Source organism: Pyramidobacter piscolens W5455, assembly GCF_000177335.1.
Classification (GTDB): Bacteria; Synergistota; Synergistia; order Synergistales; family Dethiosulfovibrionaceae; genus Pyramidobacter; species Pyramidobacter piscolens.
On record NZ_ADFP01000015.1, the window covers coordinates 1 to 14,408 of the forward strand.

The 14,408-nt window shown below is 59.4% G+C and carries 15 protein-coding genes; 4 read left to right on the plus strand and 11 right to left on the minus strand.

Annotated elements, in window-relative coordinates:
- The 3 genes from HMPREF7215_RS01110 to HMPREF7215_RS01120 form a co-directional block, all read left to right on the plus strand.
- A partial coding sequence (locus tag HMPREF7215_RS01110) for a DJ-1/PfpI family protein (RefSeq protein WP_009163723.1) occupies positions 1–404 on the plus strand: 404 nt, incomplete at its 5' end.
- Positions 405–649: 245 nt separating this feature from the next.
- A complete protein-coding gene (locus HMPREF7215_RS01115) occupies positions 650–2,047 on the plus strand; it encodes a YfcC family protein (RefSeq protein ID WP_040550030.1) in 1,398 nt (465 codons plus the stop codon).
- Between the two features lie 3 nt (positions 2,048–2,050).
- On the plus strand, positions 2,051–3,247 hold the full coding sequence (locus HMPREF7215_RS01120; RefSeq protein WP_009163726.1) for a M20 metallopeptidase family protein: 1,197 nt from the start codon (positions 2,051–2,053) through the stop codon (positions 3,245–3,247).
- Positions 3,248–3,300: 53 nt separating this feature from the next.
- On the opposite strand, the gene HMPREF7215_RS01125 is transcribed toward HMPREF7215_RS01120, so the two are convergent.
- The 11 genes from HMPREF7215_RS01125 to HMPREF7215_RS13465 form a co-directional block, all read right to left on the minus strand.
- A complete protein-coding gene (locus HMPREF7215_RS01125; RefSeq protein ID WP_009163727.1) occupies positions 3,301–4,152 on the minus strand; it encodes a DMT family transporter in 852 nt (283 codons plus the stop codon).
- 209 nt (positions 4,153–4,361) lie between these two features.
- Positions 4,362–4,724, minus strand: a complete 363-nt coding sequence (locus HMPREF7215_RS01130) for a VOC family protein (RefSeq protein WP_009163729.1) — start codon at positions 4,722–4,724, stop codon at positions 4,362–4,364.
- A 31-nt stretch (positions 4,725–4,755) separates the two neighbouring features.
- Positions 4,756–5,709 carry an ABC transporter permease gene (locus tag HMPREF7215_RS01135; RefSeq protein WP_009163730.1) on the minus strand — a complete coding sequence of 318 codons (954 nt, stop codon included), beginning with the start codon at positions 5,707–5,709 and terminating at the stop codon, positions 4,756–4,758.
- Positions 5,696–6,463, minus strand: coding sequence for an ATP-binding cassette domain-containing protein (locus HMPREF7215_RS01140; protein WP_040550034.1), 768 nt, complete (start codon positions 6,461–6,463; stop codon positions 5,696–5,698). The genes HMPREF7215_RS01135 and HMPREF7215_RS01140 overlap by 14 nt, the downstream gene beginning before the upstream one ends.
- Before the next feature lie 83 nt (positions 6,464–6,546).
- Positions 6,547–7,530, minus strand: a complete 984-nt coding sequence (locus tag HMPREF7215_RS01145) for a sugar ABC transporter substrate-binding protein (protein WP_040550035.1) — start codon at positions 7,528–7,530, stop codon at positions 6,547–6,549.
- Positions 7,531–7,865: 335 nt separating this feature from the next.
- Positions 7,866–8,645: a DUF169 domain-containing protein gene (locus HMPREF7215_RS01150; RefSeq protein ID WP_009163733.1), complete on the minus strand. Its 780-nt coding sequence runs from the start codon at positions 8,643–8,645 to the stop codon at positions 7,866–7,868.
- Positions 8,645–9,454, minus strand: a complete 810-nt coding sequence (locus HMPREF7215_RS01155) for a MetQ/NlpA family ABC transporter substrate-binding protein (RefSeq protein WP_009163734.1) — start codon at positions 9,452–9,454, stop codon at positions 8,645–8,647. The genes HMPREF7215_RS01150 and HMPREF7215_RS01155 overlap by 1 nt, the downstream gene beginning before the upstream one ends.
- 24 nt (positions 9,455–9,478) lie before the next feature.
- On the minus strand, positions 9,479–10,165 hold the full coding sequence (locus HMPREF7215_RS01160) for a methionine ABC transporter permease (RefSeq protein ID WP_009163735.1): 687 nt from the start codon (positions 10,163–10,165) through the stop codon (positions 9,479–9,481).
- A gap of 2 nt (positions 10,166–10,167) precedes the next feature.
- Complete coding sequence (locus tag HMPREF7215_RS12675; RefSeq protein WP_009163736.1) at positions 10,168–10,986, minus strand: methionine ABC transporter ATP-binding protein; 819 nt, start codon at positions 10,984–10,986, stop codon at positions 10,168–10,170.
- A gap of 297 nt (positions 10,987–11,283) precedes the next feature.
- Positions 11,284–12,591, minus strand: a complete 1,308-nt coding sequence (gene asnS / locus HMPREF7215_RS01175; protein ID WP_009163738.1) for an asparagine--tRNA ligase — start codon at positions 12,589–12,591, stop codon at positions 11,284–11,286.
- Between the two features lie 68 nt (positions 12,592–12,659).
- A complete protein-coding gene (locus HMPREF7215_RS13465; RefSeq protein WP_198004531.1) occupies positions 12,660–12,848 on the minus strand; it encodes a hypothetical protein in 189 nt (62 codons plus the stop codon).
- Between the two features lie 87 nt (positions 12,849–12,935).
- Between HMPREF7215_RS13465 and HMPREF7215_RS01180 the strand changes: the two genes are divergently transcribed.
- The coding region (locus tag HMPREF7215_RS01180) for an AMP-binding protein (protein WP_040550038.1) at positions 12,936–14,408 on the plus strand (1,473 nt) is incomplete at its 3' end.

Sequence of the window (14,408 nt, forward strand, 5' to 3'; positions counted from 1 at the left end):
TGCCGGGCGGCCGGGGCACGCGGCCGCTGGCCGGCGACGGAGAATTCCTCGCCGCGCTGCGGGAACTGGCCGACGCCTCGACCTACTGCCTGTCCGTCTGTACCGGCTCGGCGCTGCTGGCCGGGTGCGGCGCGCTGAACGGGCGCGAAGCCACGTCGAACAAGCGCGCCCTGGACTGGGTCACATCGTGCGGCGAAAAAGTCCTGTGGCGCGGCCAAGCACGTTGGGTCGCGGACGGCAAGTTCTACACGTCCTCGGGCGTTTCCGCCGGCATGGACATGGCGCTGGGTTTCGTCGCCGACCGCTTCGGCCGCGAGCGGGCGGCGGAGATCGCGCGCCAGATCGAGTACCGCTGGAACGACGACCCGGACGACGATCCCTTCTCGGAGAATTCCCGGCGCTAGTTTTGCCGGCGCGGGCCACGCGCCGGACGCCGTAAAAAATGCGGGACGGATGACCACTCATCCGTCCCGCATTTTTTACGGCGTGTTTTTTCTTCTTCGTTTCAGACATTTTGTTGATCTTAAATGTTTTTTGCTCGATTCTTTTCGGGCGTCATGCAGTTTTGTTCTTGATTTTGATTTCTTGCGGTGCTATTCTATTGTTTAATTTCATAGTTCGTCATTATTTTCGGAAAGGGGAATTTTCTATGACGGAAACCGTACAAAAGCGCTGGTATGAAAAACTGCCCCATCCCTACATTTTATTGTTCCTGATCGTCGTCGCCGTGGCGATCCTGACGTATTTCCTGCCGCCGGGAGTGTACGACCGCGTCGTCGTGGACGGGCGCAAGGTCGTCGATCCCGCCACGTACCACGCGGTCGATCCCACGCCGGTGACGCTGATGCAGTTCCTCACGGCCATTCCCCGCGGCATCGTCAACGCCGGCATCGTCGTGGTCATCACGTTCATCTCCGGCGCGATGTTCAACGTGCTGCAGAGCACCGGCGCCATCGAACACGGCGTCGGCTACGCGGTGAAGCGGATCGGCGTCGGCAACTACAAGAAGCTGATCTGGATCGTCATGTTGATCTTCGGTTTCCTCGGCGCCACCGTCGGCTTCGAGAACAACATCGCCGTCACGCCCATCGCCGTGTTCGTGGCGCTGGCGCTCGGCGGCGACGTGATGGTCGGCGCGGGCATGGCCATCGCCGGCATCGGCATCGGCTTCGCCACCTCGCCGATCAATCCCTACACGGTCGGCACGGCTCACGCCATCGCCCAGCTGCCCATCTATTCGGGCATCGCCTTCCGCTCGCTCTACTGCCTGTGCGCCATCATCCTCACGGGCTTCCACGTCACTTCCTACATGGACAGGATCCGCCGCGATCCTTCCAAGAGCCTCGTTCCCGACGCGGACACTTCGGGGCTGACGCTGACCAAGCCGATCGAAGACTACGAGCTGACCGGGCGCGACAAGGCCGTTTTGTCGGTATTCGTCGCCGGCATGGCCTTCACGATCTTCGGCGTGCTCAGGTACGGCTGGTACCTGAACGAGATGGCCGGGCTGTTCCTGCTCATCGGCATCGTCGGCGCTTTTGTGGGCGGCATCCGTCCCAACAGGATGGTGGAGCTGATGATCGAGGGCGCCAAGTCGGTCGCCGGGGGCGCGCTGGCCATCGGCGTGGCGCTGGCCATTCAGGTGGTCATGAAGGACGGCAACATCACCGACGCCGTCATCCACGGGCTGGTCGCGCCGCTGCAGGGACTCGGCGTCTACGCTTCCGCCGTGCTGATGTCAGTGGGCCACTGCCTGATCAACTTTCTGATCCCCTCCGGCTCCGGCCAGGCGATGGCGACGATGCCGGTGATGATCCCGCTCTCCGACCTGGTCGGCATGACCCGTCAGGTGTCCGTGATGGCGTTCCAGATCGGCGACGGCGTCACCAACCTGTGCTATCCCACCGTTGGCGGCATGCTGGCCATGCTGGCGCTGACCCGCGTGCCCTTCGACCGCTGGTTCCGCTTCGTGTTTCCGCTGGTCGTCAAGGTGGTGCTGCTCGGCTGGGTCTTCATGTGCGTGGGGATCGCCATCGGCTGGAATTGAGCCATGAAGAAGCCTGACTTTAACGCTCGCGCCAAAGAACTTGAAAGCGCCATCGTCGCCTGGCGGCGGCATTTTCATTCTTTTCCCGAGCTTTCTTTCGACGAAGTGAAGACCAGCGATTACATCGCCGCGGCGCTGACGGAGATGGGCTGCGAAAACGTGGCCGTTGGCACGCGCGGCCGTCCCACCGGCGTCATCGCCGACATCGCGGGCGGACTCCCGGGGCGGCGGGTCGCCCTGCGCGCCGACATCGACGCGCTGCCGATCGCGGAAGAAACGGGGCTGCCGTTTTCCTCACGGCATCTCGGCGTCATGCACGCCTGCGGGCACGACGGCCACATGGCCATGCTGCTGGGCGCGGTGCGGATGCTCTGCGAAGTGAAGACGCAGCTGCATGGTTCGGTGCGGCTGATCTTCCAGCCCTCGGAAGAGTCGGCCGAGTTCGTGCAGGGGGCGCGGGCTGTGGTGGAGGACGGGCGCGCGCTCGACGGCGTGGACGCGATCTTCGGCGTGCACCTGTGGAGCCCGCTGCCGCCGGGCGTGCTGGGCTGGCGCGCCGGGCCGATGATGGCCTGCTCCGACTCGTGGACGGTGAAGCTGCACGGACAAGGCGGGCACGGCGCTTCGCCCCACCAGACGCACGACCCCACCGTGGCGGCGGCGCAGCTGATCTGCGCGCTGCAAACTTTCGTCAGCCGCGAGCTCGACCCGCTCAAGAGCGCCGTACTCTCCGCCGGGGTCATGAAAGCCGGCGGAGCGTTCAACGTCATCCCTTCGGAAGCGGAGCTGATCGGCACGGCCCGCTCCTTCGAACCGCAGATCAGCCGCGACTGCGAGGCGTTCATCCGCCGCATGGCCGAGAACATCGGCGCGGCCTTCCGCTGTACGGCGGAATTGGATTACCGCCGCAACCTGCCGCCCACCGCCAACGATCCGGCCATGGCGCATCTGGGCGCGGAAACCGGCCGCGAAATCTTCGGCGCCGACATGGTGCGTGAAGTGCCGCCGACCATGGGCGGAGAAGACTTCAGCTTCTACCTCGAAAAAGTCCCCGGCGCATTCTTCTTCATTGGCTGCGGCGACGCCGCCAAGGGAACCGACTGGCCGCACCACCACTGCAAGTTCACCATCGACGAATCCCAACTCCGCAAAGGCGCGGCCTTCGAAGCCGCGTGCGCCTGGGCGTTCCTCGATCAATAGCGCGCAGCGCGCACAAAGTCCCCGCTTCCGTTTGGAAGCGGGGACTTTGTGCGTTAATCCTTTTTCATTTCGTTCAGGAACGTCGCGCCGAGGATCAGGGCGCCGCCGGCGAGTTGCAGCGGCGTCATCGACTCGCCGAGGATCAGCCAGCTCATGAGGATCGCCGAGAGCGGATCGATGTAGCTCAGCGCCGCCGTGGTCTGGGCGGGCAGGCGGCGCAACGCCGTGAAGTACATCAGATAAGCCAGCCCGGTGTGAATCAGGCACAGCGCCGCCAGGCAGAACCAGCCCGCGCCGTCCAAACCGGCCAGCGGGACGCCCCCCTTGACAAGCACGTAGGGAGCGAGAAAAGTGGCCGCGAGCAGCAGCTCGGCTGCAGTGGACTCGTACGGCGTGACGCCGCGCAGGAATTTGTTGGCCATGACCGCGCAGGCGTAGAAGACGGCCGCGCCGACGCCGCAGGCAATGCCGAGCAGGTCGTTCCTCCCCGCGCCGCCGCTGCCCCCCACGACGCAGGCCAGACCGCACAGCGAGACGAAGACGCAGAGGACCGTACGCCTTGCCAATTTTTCGCGCAGCAGCCACGGCGCAAGACAGAGCATGAACACGGGGGCCAGATAATAACAGACCGTGCCCGTGGCGATCGACGTCCAGCGGAACGCCTCGAAGAACAAGATCAAGTTCATGCCTATAAAAGCGCCGGCCATGAGCAGGTATCTGGCGTTAGCGCGGATCCTTTTCCACGAGAGCCCGTTGCCCGCCGCCGCGGCGAGCAGACAAAGGCCGCCGACGGCGGCGCGCAGCAGCGAGATCTGCGCCGACGAAAGCGGGACGCGGCGCGCGAACAGGCCGATGGAACCGAAGATCAGCATGGCCCCGGCCATAAGCCATTTCATTGAATTCATCAGCAGCACTTCCTTTGGCACAAGGGGCGCGAACCAGAAAAGATCGTCTCACGATACCAGAGCGAAGGGCGCGGAGGCGCCGCCGAAAAGCCGCGACGTCAAAATGCCCGTTTTTTTCGACGCAAAATGTTCCACGTGGAACATTTCCTGCGGATCATTGCGGAAACCGGGTTCGCATCGAATATTATTTTCCCTCTTTGACGTCAGACTCATTTCCGGCACAGGCAAAACGGGTGTCCGGGCGGGTTGAACAGGGTCACGAACTGGCCGCCGCCGAACTGCGCCGCGGCTTTGACCGCGCCCAGCGCTTCGGCCTTTTTCACCGCCTCCGGCAGATCCTCCACCTGAAAATCGAAATGCATCTGCTTCTGCTGTTTCCCTTTTTCCTCCGGCCACACGGGCGGCGCGTAATCTTCTTCCTCGATGAACAGGAAGACGACGACGCCCGAGCTTCTGACCGCCGGGCGGCCGAACAGCGCACACTTTTCCCAGCCCAGCAGTTCAGCGTAAAAATTTTGCAGTTCCGTTTCGTCGCCGCAGTCGACCATCACGTTGCCGAGAATCGCTTCCATGATATTGTGCTCCTTTCGTTGTCCTCAGTTTTCAGCGGCGGCGGGCGAACAGCGCGTAGCCCGACAGAGAGAGGATGATCACCAGCCCATGGACGAACCGCGTCCAGAGCCCCGTCAGGCCGGCGCTGACGATGCCGGCTTCGATGATGCCGATGACAATCGAGCCAATGAACGAGCCGTAGACCGTCCCCTGCCCGCCGTAGGCCGATGTGCCGCCCACGAAGACGGCCGCAAACACCAGCAGCATATAGCCGTCGCCCTGCGTCGGCCACCAGTTGTTCAGCTCCAGCGTCGCCAGCATCCCGGCAAAAGCCGCCAGAAAGCCCATCAGCACGAACGCGCCGACGCGCACACGCGGCACGCGGATACCCATCATCTCCGCCGTCTTGCGGTTGTCGCCGATGAACAACAGCGCCTCGCCGAACGGGCGGCGGTTCAGCAGCAACCCCAGACAGACGGCAGTCCCCACCGCCCAGAGCGCTTGAGCGGGAACGCCCCACGCGCCCAGTCGCCCCGTGAAGACCTGATAAAGCGACGTGCCGCGCACTTGCGCCAGCGGGATCGCTATGCCGTCAGAAAGCAGCAGCGCCAGACCGCGCCATAAAAACTGCGCGCCGATCGTGGCGATAATTGACGGCACACCGACAACGACGACGAGCAAGCCGTTGAACCAGCCCATCAGCGCCCCCGCCGCTAGCGCGGCGACGAACGCCGCCCACGGATCGATCCCCGCCTTCGCGTAGGCCCAGGCGAAGACGAAGGCCGCGACCGCCGACACGGACGGGAAACTCATGTCCATCTCGCCCGCGACGATCAGCAGCGTCATGCCCAACGTCAGGACCGTCGTCACGGGAATGGTGGACATAAAAGAGCGGTAAATGCGCGCGTTGCCGAACGTCACCGGGCTGGCCAGGGCAAACGTGCCCCACAGCGCCAGCAGGAGCAGCGTCACCAGCGTCTGACGGCGGTAATTACGCCAGTTCATCGCCTTCGCCTCCCATCATCAGACGGCGCATCAGACCGTCCGGCGTGACGTCATTTTTTTCCAGCACGGCGGCAACCCGCCCGCGCCCCATCAGGGCGAAGCGGTCGGCGGCGCGGTACACGTGCGCCAGCTCGTGGCTGATGAAGATGCAGCTCTTGCCAGAGTCTCGGATGCGCGCCACGAATTCCAGAACCTTCTCCACCTCCGATACGGCCAGCGCCGTGGTCGGCTCGTCGAGAACAATGATCGAGGCGTCGAAGTACATGGCTCGCGCGATGGCCAGTCCCTGACGCTCGCCGCCGGAGAGTGTCAGGGCGCTGGCGTCGGCGTACAGTCCCGCGCCCTTCAGTCCGAGGACGTCCGCCAGCAGTTTCATCGTCTCCGCCTTCTCGCGGCGGGCGTCGATGAAACCCAGCCAGTTTTTCAGCGGCCGTCCGGCGAAGACGTTGCGCCATAGCGGCTGGCGCTCGCCCAGCGAACGTTCCTGATAAACCGTCTCGATCCCCATCGTCCGCGCCTGGGCTACCGAATACGCACGGAAATCGACGGGGCGCCCATCCACGATCATCTCGCCGCGGTCGGGGCGATAGACCCCGGCCAGAATCTTGATCAGCGTGGATTTGCCCGCGCCGTTGTCGCCCAGCAACGCCAGGACCTCACCTTTTTTCAGCGCCAGCGAAGCGCCGCGCAACGCCGACACGGCGCCGAAGGACTTCCACAAACCGCGCAGCTCCACCGCGTATGGTGACGCCATTCCATTGCCTCCGTTCCAAAGGGAAATTTTCTCCATCATAACAAAAAGCGGGGAGAAAATCTCTCCCCGCCGCAAAAAAAGCTTTAACGGATACCGGCGTTCGCCAGCGGCGCGACCGCCGCGATGTTGTCTTGCGAAATATAGCCGCCGCCCGTATCGACATTCAGGCCGCCGAACTTGTATTTGGCGGTGTTGACGATCTGCAGCACCGAGAGGTAGCCCATCAGATAGGGCTGCGCTTCGGAGGTCAGGTTCAGGTAGCCGGCCTCGATGGCGCCGACAGTCGCCGGCGTCAGGCTGAAGCCCGTGGCGTAGATCTCGCCCGGCTTGACGCCCGCCGCCCGCAGGAAGTTGCCCAGCTGTCCCGTCAGTCCGCCGTGGTCGACGACGATGACCTTGCAGTCGGGATGCGACGCCAGATAACCCGACAGCACCGGCGCGCCGAGGGCCGCGTCTTTGTTGATCTCGTCGGAGATCTCAAGATAGTCCACGGTCAGTCCAGCCTTTCCGAACTCCTCCAGCAGCGCACGGGCGCGGCGTCCGCGCCCTTCGAGGCGCTTCAGTCCCCACACGAAGGCGCGGTCGCCCTGCTTCAAGCCGCCGCGGCGCAGGATCTCGCGCGCCATCTCGGCTCCCTGCCGCCAGTTGTCCGTACCGACGTAGCCAAAGCCGCGCGCCTGATACTTGCCCTGCAGACGCGGCAGCGCCGTGTCCACGCAGGTGACGATCATGCCCTTGGCGAACGCTTCGTCAATCAGCGGTTCGTAAGCGTCGTCGCCGGGATGTCCCATCACCACGAAGCCGGTGGGATTGGCCGCCAGGCCGGTCTTGAAGTTTTCGAGCATCTTTTCCGGGTTCCAGTCCGAATAGACGATCTTGAGATCGACGCCCAAATCTATGGCTGCCTGCTTGGCACCGTTGACCACCGTTGTCGCGTAAGGTTCCCCCACCGAGCCACCCGCGTCGAACCACACCGTCATGCCCTTGCCGCTCTGCGCCATCTCCGACGCACCGGCCGATCCGGCCAGCATTGCGACGGCCGCAGCCGCCAGAAACAGTTTCTTCATCGAAAAACATACCCCTTTCGTCATACAGAATATTTATATGCTTTCTGAGAGTACATCGAGCTTTTGTTTCTATCAACCGGCTGTTCATACCGTTTTCATTAAAAAAGATTAACGACTTCTTACAGCGCGCCGCTCAACCAAGCGCTTTTCGGCGAATAAAAGCTCTCTCCGCTCCCTCAGCGACAACACAGATTCGCAAACGAAGATCAAGGAAATCTTACGAGACTCGGAGCGTTCCCCCCCCTTACGATCATATCTGGAAAACAATGATAGGGATATACATCCAAGGCTGAGCTTGCTCTTGAGGCGAGTGCAGCCGTCACTTTCCCTGTTTTTTAGCATTCCATATAATAGTTATAATGGAAACGGATCGGGTACGGGATTCCCGCTTTCTCAAACTTGGCCTGAATGATCTGTTTGTTGCGGTCGCTTTCCATCTGATTAAGCGTACTGAGTATTCCATCGACTACATCAATAAACTGGGCCTGTGGAATGCCAACAGCCATTTCATCATCTTGCCAGCCAGCACGGTGGCGTGTGCCGATACACAGCACCGATACATTCATATCCTTCAGAACGTAAGGACGCGCAGTACACTCAAGGCATATCGCCTGATTGCCAATCATATTGACGTTTTTAAGCATACCGTAGTGATAAGCGTACCCTTGTACGATGCGCATAACGTTGAAGGGATTGGCAGCGATCATGACGACGTCTGATTCCACGGGCATGAGATGGAGCGCTCCGATCAGCAGACCGTATGCGTTCTCCTGCGAGTAGCACAGGCTTTCGCGGATCTCGCGGCATAAATCGGCCCCTTTGTACAGACCTAGACGATCCCAATTTTCTCCATGCGCGTTTTTAGGATCGCTTTTATCGATGCCAAGAGCGCGAGCGCCGCTCCGGCACTTGAAACTTTCGGAGCAGGCCTTGATTACGTGCCCGCGCGACGCGGCAACGATCATTTGACAGTAGTTGATGGGAGCTTTCAGCGCCAACCCTTCAAAAGAACTGCACTCTTCTTCGGTCTTGATAACCCTTATTCCCACGGGACAGCGTTTCAAATCAAGGACGCAGGAGAGAGTGGCAATGCTGTCAAGCCACTCCTGACGCATTATTCCTTGACCTGTTCGTCGCTGACGTAGAATTCAAAGACGCCAGGGAACACTGAGGAGATCTGTTTCTGGACCGTAGGGTCCCTAAAACACTCAGCAAAGGCAATAGCCCATCCAGCTGAAAGGTTCTCAGCTTTGGTAATGGCTCCCATAGGGATGTTGACCATGACGTCATCGCGAGCAATATAGCTGGAAGGATCGCCTTTAGCCGCCGACATGTGGGTAAAGAAAATACAAGCTCCTGCCATGTCGTCAAGGGTGGTAACCGTCTGAGCCTGGTCCATTTCGATAATTTTCAGTTTTTTGGGGTTGGAAAGAATGTCAGCAGTGGTGGCAAGCTGGACATCCTTGGCGACCTCGATGAGCCGTTCCTTTTCGAGAATACGAAGAGCGATGTTTTCGTTCATCGCATCATTCATGACGGCAATCCGGGCGCCTTCAGGAAATTCAGCGGAGGTCTTGTACCTCTTCGAATACAGGCCGATGCCGGTATACATGCCGTAGGGCTTTACCATGTCAAGATTGGTGTTATTGTTTTTGCTAAAGATACGGACATATTTCTTATGCTGTCCAATGGCGATGTCAACCGCACCGCTGGCGCACGCTTCGAGGACAACGGGATTGGAATCGAACATGATAAATTCGCAGTCATATCCCTTGGCGCGGAATTTGCTCTCGATGGCTTCGTAGAAAACATGGGAGATAGAGGTCCCGCCGATCTTCACAACCATACCGCTCTTTGCAAAAGCGGCCGTGCCCATAAGTGCGACAGCCAGTCCCAGTACAAGCGCAAGATAACTTTTCCTCATTGTAGTGTTTTTTCCTCCCGAGGTTCATTTTACTCTTCGATAAAGAGTGTTCCCGAAACCCTGTATGACGAGCACAAGAACTATCAGCAGAGCCACGACAAAATACATGATAACGAGGTCAAACCTCTGATATCCATAGGTAAGGGCAACCGCTCCGAGTCCGCCGGCCCCGACGGCGCCGGCCATAGCGGTGGTGTTGAGCATATTGATGAGCATAATGGTAAAGTTGGAGACGAGGGAAGGCAAAGCCTCGACCATCATGACTTTGAAGATGATCTGGAGTTTAGAGGCTCCAAAAGCTTTGGCGGCCTTGACAAGTTTAGGGTCAACAGTGCGCAGAGAGTTTTCGGTCATGCGCGTCGCAAAGGGAGTGCTGCCGATGGTGATGGCAAAGATCGCCGCTCTAACGCCGACTTTCGTGCCGATGACCATACGTGTGAGTGGCGCTATGGCGACAATGAGAATCATCATAGGAAACGAACGGACAATGTCGGTGAGTCTGCCAAGCACGGCATATATAACGGGATGGGGAGAAAGACCGTCTTTGTCAGTCAGGATAAGCACAACTCCCAAAAGGATGCCGAAGAAGATGGCAAGTACCGCCGAACCGACGACCATAACAAGCGTGTCAAGAATAGCGGGAAGAATGACGTTAGGGAAATAACGGACAAGGTTAGACCCCCGAAGCAGGTGATCCATGATTTCTGTCATTGTCAGAATCCTCGGGAAATTTTATATGCCATTCCTTCCGAGTCCAGGAAGGCTTTGCACTTCTCCAGATCTTCGGATGGAAGAGTGATGGAGACCTCGCTCACGCCGTCTCCGAGAAGACGGCGAAGTTCTTCAGGTTTATTGCGGAACATCTCTCCAACATCGCCTATAGCTGCGATGCGGCCGCTTTCAAGCACTGCCATACGCTGACAGATGCTCTCTACGACAGCCATTTCATGAGTAACCATGATGATGGTAAGACCGATTTTTTCACACAGATTTTTAAGAAGCGCAAGAATGGCCTGCGTGCTTTTCGGATCAAGCGCACTCGTGCACTCATCGCAAAGAAGGTATCTGGGTTCCATAGTAAGAGCGCGGGCAATGGCGACGCGCTGTTTCTGCCCGCCGCTGAGTTCATCAGGGCGTTTTCCAAGTTTGTCCTGTATGCTAGTCAGTTCAGCGAAGCGTTCGACACGTTCCCTGATTTCCTTTGCAGGAAAATGCCAGCATTCCATAGGAAGTGAAATATTATGGTACACATCTTTACGCGAGACAAGCGAAAAGTTCTGAAAGATCATGCCTATTTTTCTGCGAAACCCTCGCATGGCCTCTTCATTCAATTCTTCGAGCCTAATGCCATCAATACAAATAGAACCACTATCGTATTTGGAAAGCCCGATAAGGCAGTCAAGGAGAGTAGATTTGCCTACTCCGCTGGGCCCCACAAGGCCGAAAACTTCATTGTTGGCAATGGTAAGGCTGACATCTTTCAGGACGTGCAGATCATCAAAATGTTTATTTACATTCGTAATCTCGATCATTTGCTTTGATGCGCCCCTTGACATGTGAAAAAACAGAAATGACGCCGCTATCGACGGATTTTATCTCTGCGCGAAAATTCTCGACGCAAATAACTTCTAGCGATGTTTTTCAAAAAATGGCAAGAACAAGCCGCTCAACAGATCTATACGATTCTTCGATTTTATAGACTTTATGAGTCTACATTGGGAGCAGTTTTCTGTCAACCGCCCGCTTGGCGGCGCGCGGACGAAACAAGCTCTCCCCGATCCGCGTCGCGGGACCGGGGAGAGCTTGTTGTTTCGAAAGCGTCCGCCGATTTACGGCTTGAGGCGGTAGATGGTTCTGGGGAACGGAATGACTTCGCGGATGTGGGGCAGGCCGCAGATCCAGGTGATGGTGCGTTCGAGGCCGATGCCGAAGCCGCTGTGGGGCACGGACCCGAATTTGCGCAGGTCGAGGTACCAGTCGTAGTCGGCGGGGTTCATCTTCAGCTCTTTCATGCGGTTCAGCAGCCGGTCGTAATCCTCTTCGCGCTGCGAACCGCCGATGATCTCGCCGTAGCCTTCGGGCGCGAGCAGGTCGGAGCAGACCACGGTCTCGCCGTTGTCTTCGGGGTTGGCTTTCATGTAAAACGCCTTGGCGTCTTTGGGGTAGTTCTCGACGAAGACGGGGCGGTCGTACTGCCGGGTGAGGACGGTCTCGTCGTCGGCGCCGAGGTCGTCGCCGAATTCGATGTCGCTGCCCAGTTCGTTGAGTTTCTTGACGGCGTCGCGGTAGTCGAGGTGGTAGAACGGGCCGGCGACGACTTTTTCAAGCGGCTCGACGTCGCGTTCGAGCACGGCCAGCTCTTTTTCGCAATGGGCGAGCACGTTCTTCACCGTGTCGACGACCAGGTCTTCCTGAAGCTGCATGTTCATCTTGTTGTCGTAGAAGGCCATTTCCGGCTCGAGCATCCAGAACTCGGTGAGGTGACGGCGGGTCTTCGATTTTTCGGCGCGGAAGGTGGGGCCGAAGCAGTAAACTTTGCCGAAGGCCATGGCCGCGGCTTCGGCATAGAGCTGCCCGGTCTGGGCCAGATAGGCTTTCTGGTCGAAGTAATCGAGCTCGAACAGTCCGTCGGCGCCTTCGCCGATCGAGCCGGTGAGGATGGGGCTGTCCATGAGCATGAAGCCGCGGTCGTGAAAGAACTTGCGCCAGCTCCAGATGATCTCGTTGCGGATCTTCATCAACGCGTTCTGGCGGCTGGAGCGCAGCCAGAGATGGCGAGTATCGAGCAGGAAATCGATGCCGTGGTCCTTCTTGCCGATCGGATACTCTTCGCTGGGGTTCTGAAGGATCTTCAGGTCGGTCACGGTCAGCTCCACGCCGGAAGGCGCGCGGCTGTCGGTACGCACGACGCCGGTCGCTTCGAGACTGGCCTCGAGCCAGAGCCCTTTGGCGGCTTCGAACTGTCCGTCGGGAACTTCGCCCTTGACCATCACGCCCTGAACGGTTCCCGAGCCGTCGCGAAGCTGGAGGAAGTGAATCTTTCCCGAACTGCGCTTGTTGTACATCCAGCCTTTCACGCAGACGCTCTCGCCTGTATGATCTTTCAGATCTTTGATGTATACCCACGGTGCTGCCATTGCCATCAGCCTCCTACGCTGAATATTTTCGTCCGCTGACTATTATCCCACGAAAGGGCGAAAAAATTTCAAAAAAATCGCTCCACTTTATCTTGCATATGATACACTATTGCCTGGCATTTGAGACGCGGCCGGGACATTTTTTCAGGGGGAAAATTTGTCTCTTTTTTCTTTTTTGGCACGCCAAGGGACAATCGCTGTGGCCGAAAAGCGGTTTTACGACGTCCGCCGCTTGCGGCCGAAACGCCGTTTTTCATGCGGCGGAGTTCTTCCCGCAGGTCTTCTTATGCCTTTCACGGCGAATTCATGAAAGTTCGAAGGATTTTTTCGGGAGGGGTATTTCCATGGCAGAGAAATTGAGACTGGAAGACGTTATTGCGGCTCACTGGTCGGCGCCTCGGCAGATGGCATGGTACGAAGGCGAATGGTGGACCGCGGAGCGCGTGTTCCGTCTTGCAGAGGAAAACGTAACGCGGCTGCAGGCAGCCGGTTTCGGCGCCGGAGACCGCATCGCGACGATGCTGCCCAACAGTCCGTCGTTTTTGGCGCTGTGCATGGCGGCCTGGAAAATGCGCGGTTCCGTAACCCCGCTCAACGCCCTGGCCGGACCTCAGGCGCTCGGCGCGCTGATCAAACACTCCATGCCGGCGGTGATCGTCGCCGCTCCGGCGTTGAAAGAACATGCCGAAGGGCTCAGAGGGCTGCCGGTCCCGTTCGTGTTTCTCGAAGCCACGGGCCCGCTGCCCGAGTTCAAGGCCGCGCCTTCGCTCAAATCCAGCGAAGATTGCTGCTCGATCTTCTATACTTCCGGCACGACGGGCACGCCCAAGGGCGTGCCGCTCACTCACATGAACATCCTCACCTGCCTGGATCAGGCGCTGAAACAAGTGCTTCCCGACATCGGCGAGCAGACCATGCTCAACGTGCTGCCCAACTTTCACACGCTGGGCTGTGTCGTTTCCGGATTCATGCCTCTGTTTGTCGGCATTCCCCAGGTGATCCGCAGCAACTTTTTGCCCGTCGAAGGCACCATGCGCGCCATCGACGAAGGCGGCGCCACGCTGTTGGTGACGGTGCCCACGCTGCTGCACTTCCTTTGCGGCGCCGCAGCCAAGACGGGCTGGAAGCCCCGCCGCGTCAAATACGTGGTCTCCGGCGGCGACCGTCTCGTGCCCTCGCTGCGCGGGCGCATCGCTCAGCTTCTCGGCGGCAGGCCCATCGAGGGCTACGGCCTGACCGAGTGCTCGCCCATCCTCGCAGCCCAGGCGACGGGCGGTTCTCCCGAAGGTTCGGTGGGGCCGCTGCTCGAAGACATCGAATACCAGCTGCGCGACGTCGACGGCTCGCCCGCGGCCGGCGACGAAGGCGTGCTTTGGGTCAAAGGCCCCAACGTGGCGTCGGGATACTTCAACGCCCCCCAGATCACGGCCGAGAAATTTCAAAACGGCTGGTTCAACACCGGCGACATGGTGCGCGTCGACGAAAAGCGCAACGTCTTCATCCAGGAACGCGTCAGCGATCTGATCATCGTCGGCGGCTTCAACGTCTACCCGCAGGAAGTCGAAGCCGTGCTCAACTCCAATCCCAAAGTCATGGAATCGGCCGCCGTCGGCGTGTCGCGCTCCGTCACGGGACAGATCGTGCGCGCCTTCGTGATCCTCAAGGAGGGCGTGACCACCACATCCTCCGAACTGGCCGACTGGTGCCGCGAGCGCCTGCCCCACTACAAAGTGCCGCGCAGCATCAAACTGGTCACCGATCTGCCCCGCAACGCCCTCGGCAAAGTCCTGCGCCGCAAACTGCGCGAAGACGACCAG